Here is a 13,473-nt window from a genome sequence, read left to right as displayed (position 1 = left end):
ATGAACGGATACTTCTACAACAAACGCGTACTCATTATCGGAGGTACAGGAACAATCGGGCGCAGTCTGCTGAAGGATATCCTGTTGGATGATCCAACAGTCGTTCGTATACTTAGTCGCGATGAGCATAAACAATTTGAGCTTCAGCAGGAATATAAGGAGTACCAAAATATCCGTTACTTGATCGGTGATGTTCGTGACTATAATCGGCTCTATCGGGCCATGCAGGATATCGACTATGTATTTCATGTTGCTGCAATGAAGCATGTGCCTGCTTGTGAATACAATCCTTTTGAGGCTGTGCAGACGAATATTATAGGTACGCAGAATGTTATTCAAGCGTCACTGGAGAGCGGTGTGTCCAGAACTGTATTTACAAGTACGGATAAGGCCATCGCACCCACCAATACATACGGGGCTTCGAAGTTAATGGCTGAGCGGCTTGTATCTGCAGCGCAATATTATGGAGGGGGGAAACAGACGATTTTCTCCGCTGTCCGCTTCGGTAACGTCATGGGCTCGCGTGGATCTGTTATTCCTCTTTTTCAGCGACAGATTGCGAGACATAAGCATGTGACGTTAACCTCCAGAGAGATGACTCGGTTCATGATGACGAAGAGACAAGCGACGGAGTTGACGATTCGAGCGATGTTTATGGCTCAGGGTGGAGAAGTATTCGTACTAAAGATGCCTGTTATCGGTTTGAATGATCTAAGCGACATTATAATCGAAGAGATGTCGAGCAAGCTTGGAATTAAACAAGAAGATGTGCAGATAAAAGAGATTGGCCTGAGACCTGGAGAGAAAATGTTTGAAGAACTCATGACAGAGGAAGAATCGATTCATGCGCTTGAACTGCGCGATATGTTCATTATTCCGAATCAGTTTGTTGATAAACGTGAATACGAAGGTGCTATACATGCACCTCAACAAAGCTACAGTTCACATTCCGTTCCTCCTATCTCTAAAGTAGAGCTTCGTGCAATATTGAAAGAAAATAAATTGATTGAAATGGATAACATTTCATTGGAGTTGGGAGAATCATGAGAAATGTTGCTATTATCCAGGCGCGTATGGGCTCCAGCCGACTACCTGGCAAAGTGTTATTACCACTAGCGGATAAGACTGTATTGGCGCATGTTATTAATAGAGTCTCAAGTGTACCCCAAATAGATGAAGTGGTTATTGCTACTACGATCAATTCAATCGATGATCCAATTGTGGAAGAAGCAACGAGATTGGGTGCATCGGTGTACAGAGGCAGCGAGGGGCATGTGCTTTCCCGTTACTATGAGGCCGCTATTCGAAGCAAGGCCGATACAGTGGTGAGGATAACGTCAGATTGTCCGGTTATTGATCCTGCGATTACAGATGCGGTCATAACATTCTATAATGAACAAGCTGTTGATTATGCAAGCAATACAATCGAGCGCACATTTCCGAGGGGCCTGGATACTGAGGTGTTTTCGATGGAGTCACTTGAACGCGCTTATCATGAGGCGAATACGGAATCACAATTTGAACATGTAACTCCTTATCTATACCAGCACCCGGAATTGTTTAAGCTTGCTTTCTTCACTGGCAAAGAAGATCATTCTGAGCATCGTTGGACATTGGATACCGCAGAGGATTATCAGCTGCTTACCGAAATTTATAATCGTTTATATTCATCCAATCAGATGTTCCATTGGAAAGAAGTGCTGGAACTGATGCATGAAAATCCCGATCTGTTGCTTATAAACGCCCACATTGAACAAAAGAAGCTAAACGAGTAGCATTCACTATTCACAGAGGGGAAACACATAAATGAGGGTATCCAAATATAGCAAACCAGCTAGTGATGTGCTGGGCTTTAAGCAGGACTTTTTTACGAAGGATCAAGAGCTGCATAAAGAGAATTTACGTCTTGCTCATATTTATGGCAGTCAGCCGAGACGTGATTTATGTAAAAACTGCGGGTTTAAATTGGATACTCCTTTTTTCATCAAACATGACATTGAATATTACCTGTGCTCGCGCTGCACCCATCTGAATGGGGCGCATGAAGATACAGATTCATATGTGGAGCAAGTATACTTGCGGCCGGAAAGTGACTATGCTAAGTATTATCGCTCAGTAGAGAAGCAGGAATATGTCGACCGTGTCAAAAAGGTGTACAGCCCTAAAGTCGATTTTCTGTTAGAGTGTCTGCTGGCTGATGGGAGATATTTGACCAGAAACATTTTTGCTCGGAAACTCATATTTTGTTGAAGAAAAAAGGCTAGATTCTGATACTATCAACTAGGAGAACATGATATGAGAATGCTTCTGATCGGAGCTACAGGTATGCTTGGACAGGCCCTCAGGCAAGAGGCTGCTTCAAGAGGCTATCAAGTAATAGGTGCCGCGCGCCATGGTGCAGACCTGAGCTTGGATATCAGGAATGATGGAGAACTGCGAGAGATTGTTATTGCTAATCGTCCTGATATTATCATTAATACCGCAGCGCTGATTAACCTGCTTGAATGCTCGACAAACCATGATTTGGCCTATCGGGTTAATGCCAGGAGTGTAGGTTTGCTCGCACATCTGGCTCGTGAGATGGAAGCGTATTTTGTTCAAATATCAACGGACCATTATTACACAGGTGGCGGGAGCAATCAGCATGCTGAATTAAGCGAGGTTAATTTGGTCAATGATTATGCCCGTACGAAGTATGCAGGCGAGGCGTTCGCTTTAACCAATCCTGATGCGCTGGTCGTGCGAACGAACATTGTTGGTTTCCGGGGAAGAGCGGAAGCGCCCACTTTTGTGGAGTGGGTAATCCATACTTTAAAAAAACAGGCGCCAATAACGTTATTCGACGATTTCTATACGTCAAGTATCGATGTGAGACAATTTTCGAAAATTTTGATGGATGTCATGCTTCTGAAGCAAAAGGGCATTGTGAACATCGCAAGCAGTGAAGTATGCTCCAAGAAAGAATTTATCGAGAAATTGGCCAAAAAATTTGAAATGAATATTTCGCATGCGGATGTAGATAGTGTCAGAACGATTAAAGATGGAATTATCCGGGCAGAGAGCTTAGGTCTTGATGTGTCATTGGTCGAAAGCTTGCTCGGATATCGAATGCCAGATTCTGATTCGGTCATTGAGAGTCTATATGCGGAATATCAGAAAGGAAGTAACATGATATGAGCCAACAATCCATTAAGATTGGGCAGCGTACAATTTCACTGCAAATGCCGACCTATTTTATCGCGGATGTCGCTTCCAACCATGATGGAGATATCGAGCGGGCTAAAGAGCTGATTTGGATCGCCAAAGAGGCGGGTGCTGACGCCGTGAAATTTCAACATTTCAAGGCGAGTAAAATTGTGAGCGATGTTGGATTTCGCAATATGAAAGTCAGTCATCAAGCATCATGGACCAAGAGCGTCTATGAGGTCTATCAGCAATATGAATGCAATCGGGATTGGACTGAAGAACTGGTTCAGACATCGAACAAAGCCCAGATCGAATTTATGACAACACCATATGATACAGAAGCAATTGAACTTCTAGAGCCCTACATACCGGCATTCAAAATAGGCTCAGGTGATATTACATGGATTTCATTTATTGAACAGATCGCTAAAATCAACAAACCTGTTCTAATCGCTACAGGCGCATCTACGCAAGAGGATGTTGATCGTGCTGTTGAGGCGATTCGAAAGTGGAATAACCAAATTATTCTCATGCAGTGCAATACAAACTATACCGGCAGCCTGGAAAACATGAAATACGTCAATTTAAACGTACTTCGTTTGTATGCTGATAAGTATCCGGATGTCATTCTTGGTCTATCTGATCATACACCGGGACATGCTACAGTACTTGGCGCAATCGCACTTGGCGCCCGGGTTATCGAAAAGCATTTGACAGATGACAATAATCGCATTGGTCCGGATCATGCTTTTTCCATGAATCCTGTAACCTGGCGCGATATGGTGGAACGCAGCCGGGAGCTGGAGGCGGCGCTGGGTGATGGCATTAAACGAATTGAACCGAACGAGTCGGAGACCGCAGTGGTTCAGCGGCGCTGTCTAAGGCTTACTAGAGACATGCAGTCGGGCGAGATCCTGCAGATGTCCGACCTTGAGGAATTAAGACCTGCCCCAATCCAGTCATTCCCTCCATACAAGCTTGTAGAAGTATTGGGCAAGCGTGTGCTCTCGGCGAAGAAACAAGGAGACGAACTACTCGTATCGGATGTGATCAGTTAAGATGTTAAAGGGTGAACATGTTTATTTAAGAGCAGTTGAGCGGAGTGATCTTGAAACGCTGCTGGCGTGGAGGAACAGGCCGGAGAATCGACGGTTCTTCAGAGAATATCGGGAGCTAAATAAAGATAATCAGATGCAATGGTTTGACAAAATCGTTATGGGCGACCGGAATACTTTGATGTTTTCGATCGTAAGACCTGAATCTGATGAGCTGCTGGGCGCATGTGGTCTTTGCTATATTGATTGGGTTAATCGAAGTGCAGATTTTTCAATCTATATCGGTGCAGGAGATTTATATATTGATGACCGATATGCCGACGATGCCGGCCGCTTGATGATGCAATATGGCTTTCATGAGCTCGGTCTTCATCGGTTGTGGAGCGAAATTTATGATTTCGACGATGCCAAGAAGCTGTTTTTCGACAGGTTGGGTTTCACACTTGATGGCAGGCTGAGAGAAACCCACTGGGCTGAGGGGAAGTGGCATGATTCTTTGTTTTACGGCCTGCTGGAGCAAGAATACCAAAACAACAATCGATAGGGTGATATAAATGAATACATTACTTACTGGCGGAGCAGGGTTTATAGGGAGATGGGTTGCCAAAAAGCTGTTGGAAGACGGGCATCGTGTATGGATTATAGATGATTTCTCCAATGGGCGCAAAGAGAATATTGAAGAGTTTATCGACCATCCGAATCTTCAATTCACAGAAGGCGATATTAAGGATCGCTCATTGCTGAAGAATATTTTCGATAACGGGAAGTTTGATATCTGCTATCATCTTGGAGCATCCATTAACGTGCAGGACTCCATCGATGAGCCGGAAACAACGTTTAATAACGATGTAATCGGGACATTTAATGTACTTGAAGAGTGTCGGAAACATCAATCGAAAGTCGTCTTTATGAGTACTTGCATGGTTTATGACCAATGCACGGATCTAACTGGTATTACGGAGCAGCATCCCGTTAAGCCGGCATCCCCATACGCAGGTTCGAAAATTGCTGGAGAAAGCATGGTACTGTCTTATTACTATGCTTATCATCTTCCTACTGTGGTCATTCGTCCGTTTAATACCTATGGTCCGTTTCAGAAAACGGGCGGAGAAGGTGGCGTAGTCGCAATTTTCATCAAAAACAAACTATCCGGCAAGGATCTGAATATATACGGTGAAGGGACTCAAACTCGTGATCTGCTGTATGTCGAAGACAGCGCTCGTTTTGTAGTTGAGGCGGGCTACTCGGATCGTGTGGATGGTCAAGTTGTAAATGCTGGCTTAGGCCGTGATATAACGGTTAATGACTTGGCTTTGCTCGTGGTAGGGGATAAGAGCAGAATCAAGCATGTCGAGCATATTCATCCGCAAAGCGAAATTCAGAAGCTGCTATGCAACTATGACAAGGCGAAGGAACTCCTTGGCTGGGAGCCGGCTGTATCGTTGGAAGAAGGAATTAAACGTACGGAAGAATGGATCGTTCGTACAAATCTGATTTAGGCTCAGGGTCGAAGCCAGTCATTTGAAATGGGCTGGTGAAACACAAATGTATTCGCTTACAAATTAACATTGACAATAATGTGACGACGATGGTATATTCGAAATGTGGTTCACTTTATGTGATTTCCAGCAATTTAAGAATGAAGGGAATGTTCTGAATGCAAGGTAAAGTTAAATGGTTCAACGCTGAGAAGGGTTATGGATTCATCGAGACTGAGCAAGGCGGCGACGTATTTGTTCATTTCTCCGCAATCCAATCCGAAGGTTTCAAAACACTCGAAGAAGGCCAATCGGTTGAATTCGACATCGTTGAAGGTGCTCGTGGACCACAAGCAGCTAACGTAATCAAATTGTAATTATTGGCTGTTAAGCGGCCACACCATATATGGTACGCGCTTAACCAAAAAGTTGTATCAGTAGAGCCCTGGGAAACCAGGGCTTTTTTTATTGTAAATGCGAATGGGTCGTAGTACCTATATCTAAATAATGCTCGTAATCTTTTTATAATATTTAGATTCTAGTCTTGTTTCTACACCAGTCTATATTTTTTTAGAAAAATAGTTCTGTATGCTGTAATTATACTAAACAATCCTTAGAATTCTTCCGATAGTATTATGGTAGAACATTACTTTTACTGTGGAGGAATACATATGAAGTTGTGGCCGGAATCCAAAGTTAAACCCAGTTCCAAAGCTAAGTCTAAGTCTTTAAGCCTACCTGTCGCATTGTTAAGTGCATCGTTGCTATTAACTTCTGTAAACCCTGCTGTTGGATATGCAGCAGCGACATCAACACCTGCAGCAGCAGCGATCGCTGTAGAAAACAATAAGGTGGGGGTAAAAGACACTGTAAAAGTGACTGGTCTTGTAGCTGGCGATATCGTAAAAGTGTATAACGCTGCTACAGCGGGTACTTTGTTAGGTTCCGCCACAGTACCAGTAGATGGAACGGAAGTAACTGTCGAGATCGATCAGGTGGGAAGTGGAGCTGGCAGCGTATATGTCTCAGTAACAAGTGATGGGATGACGGAAAGCACACGTACCCCTAAGCCTTTTCTATCGGAAACCTCTGTAGCGTTGCTGGCATCAGCGATTACAATTAGTAATGAAAAAACAGGCAGCGCAGATACTGTTAAAGTAACGGGCTTAGCCGAAGGCGACGTTATAACCGTATATGGTAGTGTCGTTGAAAGTGCGACAGTTCCGGGAGGCGCTACGGAAGTCACCGTATCCAAAGCAGACCTTTTGGCGGCAACAGGCGGAACGGCACAGGTTTCGGTTACTAAATATAATAAATTAGAAAGCACTCGTATATCTAAAGCTTATGCTAGTGAACCGGTATCGACTGCCCCGGTAGCAGCGAACATTATTGTTGCAAATAACAAAGTAGGCGTCAACGACACCGTGAAAGTAACGGGCCTTGTAGCAGGCGACGTTGTAAATGTGTACAAAGCGGCAACGGGCGGCACTGCGGTTGGAACGGCAACGGTAGCGGAAGATGCTACGGAAGCAACGGTAACCATCGAGCAGATTGCAGCGACGGCAGGCAGCGTATACGTAAGCGTGAAGAGCACAGATAAGCTGGAGAGCGTAAGAACGGTTAAAGCGTATGACTCCGAAATCAGCGCAGCACCGGCAGCAACGGCCATTACGGTGACCAATGCGGCAACAGGCAGTGCAGATACGGTGAAAGTAACGGGCCTTGTAGCAGGCGACATCGTGAATGTATACGGAGTAGCAACGGGCGGTACGGTGCTTGAAACCGCAACGGTTGCTGAGGACGCTACGGAAGTGACGGTTTCCAAAGTAGACATGTTGGCAGTGGCTGGCGGCACCGCGTATGTAACAGTAACAAAAGCGAACAAGCTGGAGAGTACGCGTGTTGCGAAAGCATACGTGACGCAGCCGGTATCCACGGCACCAGTAGCAGCGAACATTACGGTTGCGAACAACAAAGTAGGCACTAGCGATACCGTGAAAGTAACGGGCCTGACAGCAGGCGATGTTGTAAGTGTGTACAAAGCAGCAACGGGCGGCACTGCGGTTGGAACAGCAACGGTAGCTGAAGATGCTACGGAAGCGACGGTAACCATCGAACAGATCGCAGCAACGGCGGGCAGCGTATACGTGAGCGTAACCAGCACAGATAAGCTGGAGAGCGTAAGAACGGTTAAGGCGTATGACTCCGAAATCAGCGCAGCGCCAGCAGCAACGGCCATTACGGTGACCAATGCGGCAACAGGCAGTGCAGATACGGTGAAAGTAACCGGCCTAGCAGCAGGCGACATCGTGAATGTATACGGAGTAGCAACGGGCGGTACGGTGCTTGAAACGGCAACGGTTGCTGAGGACGCTACGGAAGTGACGGTATCCAAAGTAGATATGCTTACAGTTTCGGGTGGTACAGCTTATGTAACCGTAACGAAAGCGAACAAGCTGGAGAGCACGCGTGTTGCGAAAGCATACGTGACGCAGCCGGTATCGACGGCACCAGTAGCAGCTAACATTACGGTTGCCAACAACAAAGTAGGCACCAGCGATACGGTGAAAGTAACGGGCCTGACAGCAGGCGATGTTGTAAGTGTGTACAAAGCAGCAACGGGCGGCACTGCGGTTGGAACGGCAACGGTAGCGGAAGATGCTACGGAAGCAACGGTAACCATCGAGCAGATCGCAGCAACGGCAGGCAGCGTATACGTAAGCGTGAAGAGCGAGGACAAGCTGGAGAGCGTAAGAACGGTTAAAGCGTATGACTCCGAAATCAGCGCAGCGCCAGCAGCAGCGGCCATTACGGTGACCAATGCAGCAACAGGCAGTGCAGATACGGTGAAAGTAACCGGTCTTGTGGCGGGCGACATCGTGAATGTATACGGAGTAGCAACGGGCGGTACGGTGCTTGAAACAGCAACGGTCGCTGAGGATGCTACGGAAGTGACCGTATCCAAAGTAGACATGCTGGCAGTCGCTGGCGGCACCGCGTATGTAACCGTAACAAAAGCGAACAAGCTGGAGAGTACGCGTGTTGCGAAAGCATACGTGACGCAGCCGGTATCGACAGCACCAGTAGCGGCTAACATTACGGTTGCCAACAACAAAGTAGGCACCAGCGATACGGTGAAAGTAACGGGCCTTGTAGCAGGCGACGTTATAAATGTGTACAAAGCGGCAACGGGCGGCACTGCGGTTGGAACGGCAACGGTAGCGGAAGATGCGACCGAAGCGACGGTAACCATCGAGCAGATTGCAGCAACGGCAGGCAGCGTATACGTAAGCGTGAAGAGCGAGGACAAGCTGGAGAGCGTAAGAACAGTTAAAGCATATGACTCCGAGATCAGCGCAGCACCGGCAGCAACGGCCATTACGGTGACCAATGCAGCAACAGGCAGTGCAGATACGGTGAAAGTGACCGGCCTTGTGGCAGGCGACATCGTGAATGTATACGGAGTAGCAACGGGTGGTACGGTGCTGGAAACGGCAACGGTCGCTGAAGATGCTACGGAAGTGACCGTATCCAAAGTAGACATGCTGGCAGAAGCAGGCGGCACCGCGTACGTAACAGTAACGAAAGCAAACAAGCTGGAGAGCACGCGCGTTGCGAAAGCGTACGTGACGCAGCCGGTATCCACGGCGCCAGTAGCAGCTAACATTACGGTTGCCAACAACAAAGTAGGCACCAGCGATACCGTGAAAGTAACGGGCCTTGCAGCAGGCGATGTTGTAAGTGTGTACAAAGCAGCAACGGGCGGCACTGCGATTGGAACGGCAACGGTAGCGGAAGATGCTACGGAAGCAACCGTCACCATCGAGCAGATCGCAGCAACGGCAGGCAGCGTATACGTAAGCGTGAAGAGCGAAGACAAGCTGGAGAGCGTAAGAACAGTTAAAGCGTACGACTCCGAGATCAGCGCAGCGCCAGCAGCAGCGGCCATTACGGTGACTAATGCAGCAACAGGCAGTGCAGATACGGTGAAAGTAACCGGCCTTGTAGCAGGCGATATCGTAAATGTATACGGAGTAGCAACGGGCGGTACGGTGCTGGAAACGGCAACGGTCGCTGAAGATGCTACGGAAGTGACCGTATCCAAAGTAGACATGCTGGCAGAAGCAGGCGGCACTGCGTATGTAACCGTAACAAAAGCGAACAAGCTGGAGAGCACGCGTGTTGCGAAAGCGTACGTGACGCAGCCGGTATCGACAGCACCAGTAGCAGCTAACATTACGGTTGCCAACAACAAGCTGGGTGTAGACGACACCGTGAAAGTAACGGGTCTGACAGCAGGCGATGTTGTAAGTGTGTACAAAGCAGCAACGGGCGGCACTGCGATTGGAACGGCAACGGTAGCGGAAGATGCTACGGAAGCAACCGTCACCATCGAGCAGATCGCAGCAACGGCAGGCAGCGTATACGTAAGCGTGAAGAGCGAGGACAAGCTGGAGAGCGTAAGAACAGTTAAAGCGTATGACTCCGAGATCAGCGCAGCACCGGCAGCAACGGCCATTACGGTGACCAATGCGGCAACAGGAACTGCAGATACGGTGAAAGTAACCGGCCTTGTAGCAGGCGACATCGTGAACGTATACGGAGTAGCAACGGGTGGTACGGTGCTGGAAACGGCAACGGTTGCTGAGGATGCTACAGAAGTCACGGTATCCAAAGTAGACATGCTGGCAGAAGCAGGCGGCACGGCATATGTAACAGTAACGAAAGCGAACAAGCTGGAGAGCACGCGCGTTGCGAAAGCGTATGTGACGCAGCCGGTATCCACGGCGCCAGTAGCGGCTAACATTACGGTTGCCAACAACAAGCTGGGTGTAGACGACACGGTGAAAGTAACGGGTCTGACAGCAGGCGACGTTGTAAATGTGTACAAAGCAGCAACGGGCGGCACTGCGATTGGAACGGCAACGGTAGCGGAAGATGCTACGGAAGCGACCGTAACCATCGAGCAGATCGCAGCAACGGCAGGCAGCGTATACGTAAGCGTGAAGAGCGAGGACAAGCTGGAGAGCGTAAGAACAGTTAAAGCGTACGACTCCGAGATCAGCGCAGCACCAGCAGCAGCGGCCATTACGGTGACCAATGCGGCAACGGGCAGTGCAGATACGGTGAAAGTAACCGGCCTTGTAGCAGGAGACATCGTGAACGTATACGGAGTAGCAACGGGCGGTACTGTGCTGGAAACGGCAACGGGCGCTGAGGATGCTACGGAAGTGACCGTATCCAAAGTGGATATGTTATCAGAAACAGGCGGCACTGCGTATGTAACAGTAACGAAAGCGAACAAGCTGGAGAGCACGCGCGTTGCGAAAGCGTACGTGACGCAGCCGGTATCGACGGCACCAGTAGCAGCTAACATTACGGTTGCCAACAACAAAGTAGGCACTAGCGATACGGTGAAAGTAACGGGTCTGGCAGCAGGAGATGTTGTGAGTGTGTACAAAGCAGCAACGGGCGGCACTGCGGTTGGAACAGCAACGGTAGCGGAAGATGCTACGGACGCAACGGTAACCATCGAGCAGATCGCAGCAACGGCAGGCAGCGTATACGTAAGCGTGAAGAGCGAGGACAAGCTGGAGAGCGTAAGAACAGTTAAAGCATATGACTCCGAAATCAGCGCAGCACCAGCAGCAACGGCCATTACGGTGACCAATGCGGCAACAGGCAGTGCAGATACGGTGAAAGTGACCGGCCTAACAGCAGGCGACATCGTGAATGTATACGGAGTAGCAACGGGCGGTACGGTGCTGGAAACGGCAACGGTTGCTGAGGATGCTACGGAAGTGACGGTATCCAAAGTAGACATGCTGGCAGAAGCAGGCGGCACGGCATATGTAACCGTAACGAAAGCGAACAAGCTGGAGAGCACGCGCGTTGCGAAAGCGTATGTGACGCAGCCGGTATCCACGGCGCCAGTAGCGGCTAACATTACGGTTGCCAACAACAAAGTAGGCACCAGCGATACCGTGAAAGTAACCGGCCTGGTAGCAGGAGATGTTGTGAGTGTGTACAAAGCAGCAACGGGCGGCACTGCAGTTGGAACAGCAACGGTAGCGGAAGATGCTACGGACGCAACGGTAACCATCGAGCAGATCGCAGCAACGGCAGGCAGCGTATACGTAAGCGTGAAGAGCGAGGACAAGCTGGAGAGCGTAAGAACGGTTAAGGCGTATGATTCCGAGACCAGCGCAGCACCAGCAGCAACGGCCATTACGGTGACCAATGCGGCAACAGGAACCGCAGATACGGTGAAAGTAACCGGCCTTGTAGCAGGCGACATCGTGAACGTATACGGAGTAGCAACGGGTGGTACTGTGCTGGAAACGGCAACGGTTGCTGAAGATGCTACGGAAGTTACCGTATCCAAAGTGGATATGTTATCAGAAACAGGCGGCACTGCGTATGTAACAGTAACGAAAGCGAACAAGCTGGAGAGCACGCGCGTTGCGAAAGCGTACGTGACGCAGCCGGTATCGACGGCACCAGTAGCAGCTAACATTACGGTTGCCAACAACAAAGTAGGCACTAGCGATACGGTGAAAGTAACGGGTCTGGCAGCAGGAGATGTTGTGAGTGTGTACAAAGCAGCAACGGGCGGCACTGCGGTTGGAACAGCAACGGTAGCGGAAGATGCTACGGACGCAACGGTAACCATCGAGCAGATCGCAGCAACGGCAGGCAGCGTATACGTAAGCGTGAAGAGCGAGGACAAGCTGGAGAGCGTAAGAACAGTTAAAGCGTATGACTCCGAGATCAGCGCAGCACCGGCAGCAACGGCCATTACGGTGACCAATGCGGCAACAGGAACTGCAGATACGGTGAAAGTAACCGGCCTTGTAGCAGGCGACATCGTGAACGTATACGGAGTAGCAACGGGTGGTACGGTGCTGGAAACGGCAACGGTTGCTGAAGATGCTACGGAAGTTACCGTATCCAAAGTGGATATGCTGACAGAAACAGGCGGCACCGCGTACGTAACAGTAACGAAAGCGAACAAGCTGGAGAGCACGCGTGTTGCGAAAGCGTATGTAACGCAGCCGGTATCGACAGCACCAGTAGCAGCTAACATTACGGTTGCCAACAACAAGCTGGGTGTAGACGACACCGTGAAAGTAACGGGTCTTGCAGCAGGCGATGTTGTAAGTGTGTACAAAGCAGCAACGGGCGGCACTGCGATTGGAACGGCAACGGTAGCGGAAGATGCTACGGAAGCAACCGTCACCATCGAGCAGATCGCAGCAACGGCAGGCAGCGTATACGTAAGCGTGAAGAGCGAGGACAAGCTGGAGAGCGTAAGAACGGTTAAAGCGTATGACTCCGAGATCACAGCTCCACCAGTGGCTAACAATATTGTTGTTTTGAATAATGATGGTTCTGACGATATTGTACGGGTTACAGGCCTGCAGGCTGGTGATATCGTGAAGGTATACGATGTAGCAACGGGCGGTACAGCAGTGGGAACAGCGACTGTTGCAGATGGAAAATCATCTGTGAATGTATCGATTGAGCAATTATCCGTATCTGCAGGAAAAGTGTACATTTCCATTACTCGTGGAAACAAACAAGAAAGCACACGTGTAGTGAAAGATTATATTGCGGAGTAATTATAGCGGATGCTAGTCGGTTTCCCTTTGGTTTCTAAAGCGGCATATTAGAAACCAAAGGGCCTTTTTTAAACGTCCATATAACTTACCTAAATATTCTGACAAAACAGAAAATAGTTTTGTCTCTTCCTC

9 protein-coding genes are annotated in these 13,473 nt (G+C 48.7%); all 9 read left to right on the top strand.

All coding sequences use genetic code 11. From position 1 onward, the window contains the following. The 9 genes from K0T92_RS09520 to K0T92_RS09480 all read left to right on the top strand — a co-directional run bounded on the left by K0T92_RS09520 (position 1) and on the right by K0T92_RS09480 (position 13,341). Positions 1–1,047 carry an SDR family NAD(P)-dependent oxidoreductase gene (locus tag K0T92_RS09520; RefSeq protein ID WP_219872231.1) on the top strand — a complete coding sequence of 349 codons (1,047 nt, stop codon included), beginning with the start codon at positions 1–3 and terminating at the stop codon, positions 1,045–1,047. Continuing rightward, positions 1,044–1,775, top strand: coding sequence for a cytidylyltransferase domain-containing protein (locus K0T92_RS09515; RefSeq protein WP_219872230.1), 732 nt, complete (start codon positions 1,044–1,046; stop codon positions 1,773–1,775). The genes K0T92_RS09520 and K0T92_RS09515 overlap by 4 nt, the downstream gene beginning before the upstream one ends. A gap of 31 nt (positions 1,776–1,806) precedes the next feature. Beyond that, on the top strand, positions 1,807–2,250 hold the full coding sequence (locus K0T92_RS09510; RefSeq protein WP_219872229.1) for a hypothetical protein: 444 nt from the start codon (positions 1,807–1,809) through the stop codon (positions 2,248–2,250). A gap of 45 nt (positions 2,251–2,295) precedes the next feature. Further along, positions 2,296–3,177: an SDR family oxidoreductase gene (locus tag K0T92_RS09505; protein WP_219872228.1), complete on the top strand. Its 882-nt coding sequence runs from the start codon at positions 2,296–2,298 to the stop codon at positions 3,175–3,177. After that, a complete protein-coding gene (locus K0T92_RS09500; RefSeq protein ID WP_219872227.1) occupies positions 3,174–4,244 on the top strand; it encodes an N-acetylneuraminate synthase family protein in 1,071 nt (356 codons plus the stop codon). Before K0T92_RS09505 ends, K0T92_RS09500 begins: the two co-directional genes overlap by 4 nt. Before the next feature lies 1 nt (position 4,245). Further along, complete coding sequence (locus tag K0T92_RS09495; protein ID WP_219872226.1) at positions 4,246–4,785, top strand: GNAT family N-acetyltransferase; 540 nt, start codon at positions 4,246–4,248, stop codon at positions 4,783–4,785. Between the two features lie 10 nt (positions 4,786–4,795). After that, positions 4,796–5,740, top strand: a complete 945-nt coding sequence (locus K0T92_RS09490; RefSeq protein WP_219872225.1) for a GDP-mannose 4,6-dehydratase — start codon at positions 4,796–4,798, stop codon at positions 5,738–5,740. A 158-nt stretch (positions 5,741–5,898) separates the two neighbouring features. Further along, the gene (locus K0T92_RS09485) at positions 5,899–6,096 is read left to right on the top strand and encodes a cold-shock protein (protein WP_042170033.1); all 198 of its coding nucleotides are present in this window, start codon (positions 5,899–5,901) and stop codon (positions 6,094–6,096) included. Between the two features lie 294 nt (positions 6,097–6,390). After that, positions 6,391–13,341, top strand: a complete 6,951-nt coding sequence (locus K0T92_RS09480; RefSeq protein ID WP_219872436.1) for a hypothetical protein — start codon at positions 6,391–6,393, stop codon at positions 13,339–13,341. The last annotated feature ends 132 nt before the right edge of the window (positions 13,342–13,473 follow it).

Source organism: Paenibacillus oenotherae (assembly GCF_019443105.1).
Classification (GTDB): Bacteria; Bacillota; Bacilli; order Paenibacillales; family Paenibacillaceae; genus Paenibacillus_Z; species Paenibacillus_Z oenotherae.
The sequence above is the reverse complement of the archived record's forward strand: the minus strand, read 5'-3'. Positions and strand labels throughout refer to the sequence as shown.

Coding starts and splice junctions, on each gene's coding strand:
- K0T92_RS09520 (WP_219872231.1), top strand. CDS start 1: ATGAACGGATACTTCTACAACAAACGCGTACTCATTATCGGAGGTACA.
- K0T92_RS09515 (WP_219872230.1), top strand. CDS start 1,044: ATGAGAAATGTTGCTATTATCCAGGCGCGTATGGGCTCCAGCCGACTA.
- K0T92_RS09510 (WP_219872229.1), top strand. CDS start 1,807: ATGAGGGTATCCAAATATAGCAAACCAGCTAGTGATGTGCTGGGCTTT.
- K0T92_RS09505 (WP_219872228.1), top strand. CDS start 2,296: ATGAGAATGCTTCTGATCGGAGCTACAGGTATGCTTGGACAGGCCCTC.
- K0T92_RS09500 (WP_219872227.1), top strand. CDS start 3,174: ATGAGCCAACAATCCATTAAGATTGGGCAGCGTACAATTTCACTGCAA.
- K0T92_RS09495 (WP_219872226.1), top strand. CDS start 4,246: ATGTTAAAGGGTGAACATGTTTATTTAAGAGCAGTTGAGCGGAGTGAT.
- K0T92_RS09490 (WP_219872225.1), top strand. CDS start 4,796: ATGAATACATTACTTACTGGCGGAGCAGGGTTTATAGGGAGATGGGTT.
- K0T92_RS09485 (WP_042170033.1), top strand. CDS start 5,899: ATGCAAGGTAAAGTTAAATGGTTCAACGCTGAGAAGGGTTATGGATTC.
- K0T92_RS09480 (WP_219872436.1), top strand. CDS start 6,391: ATGAAGTTGTGGCCGGAATCCAAAGTTAAACCCAGTTCCAAAGCTAAG.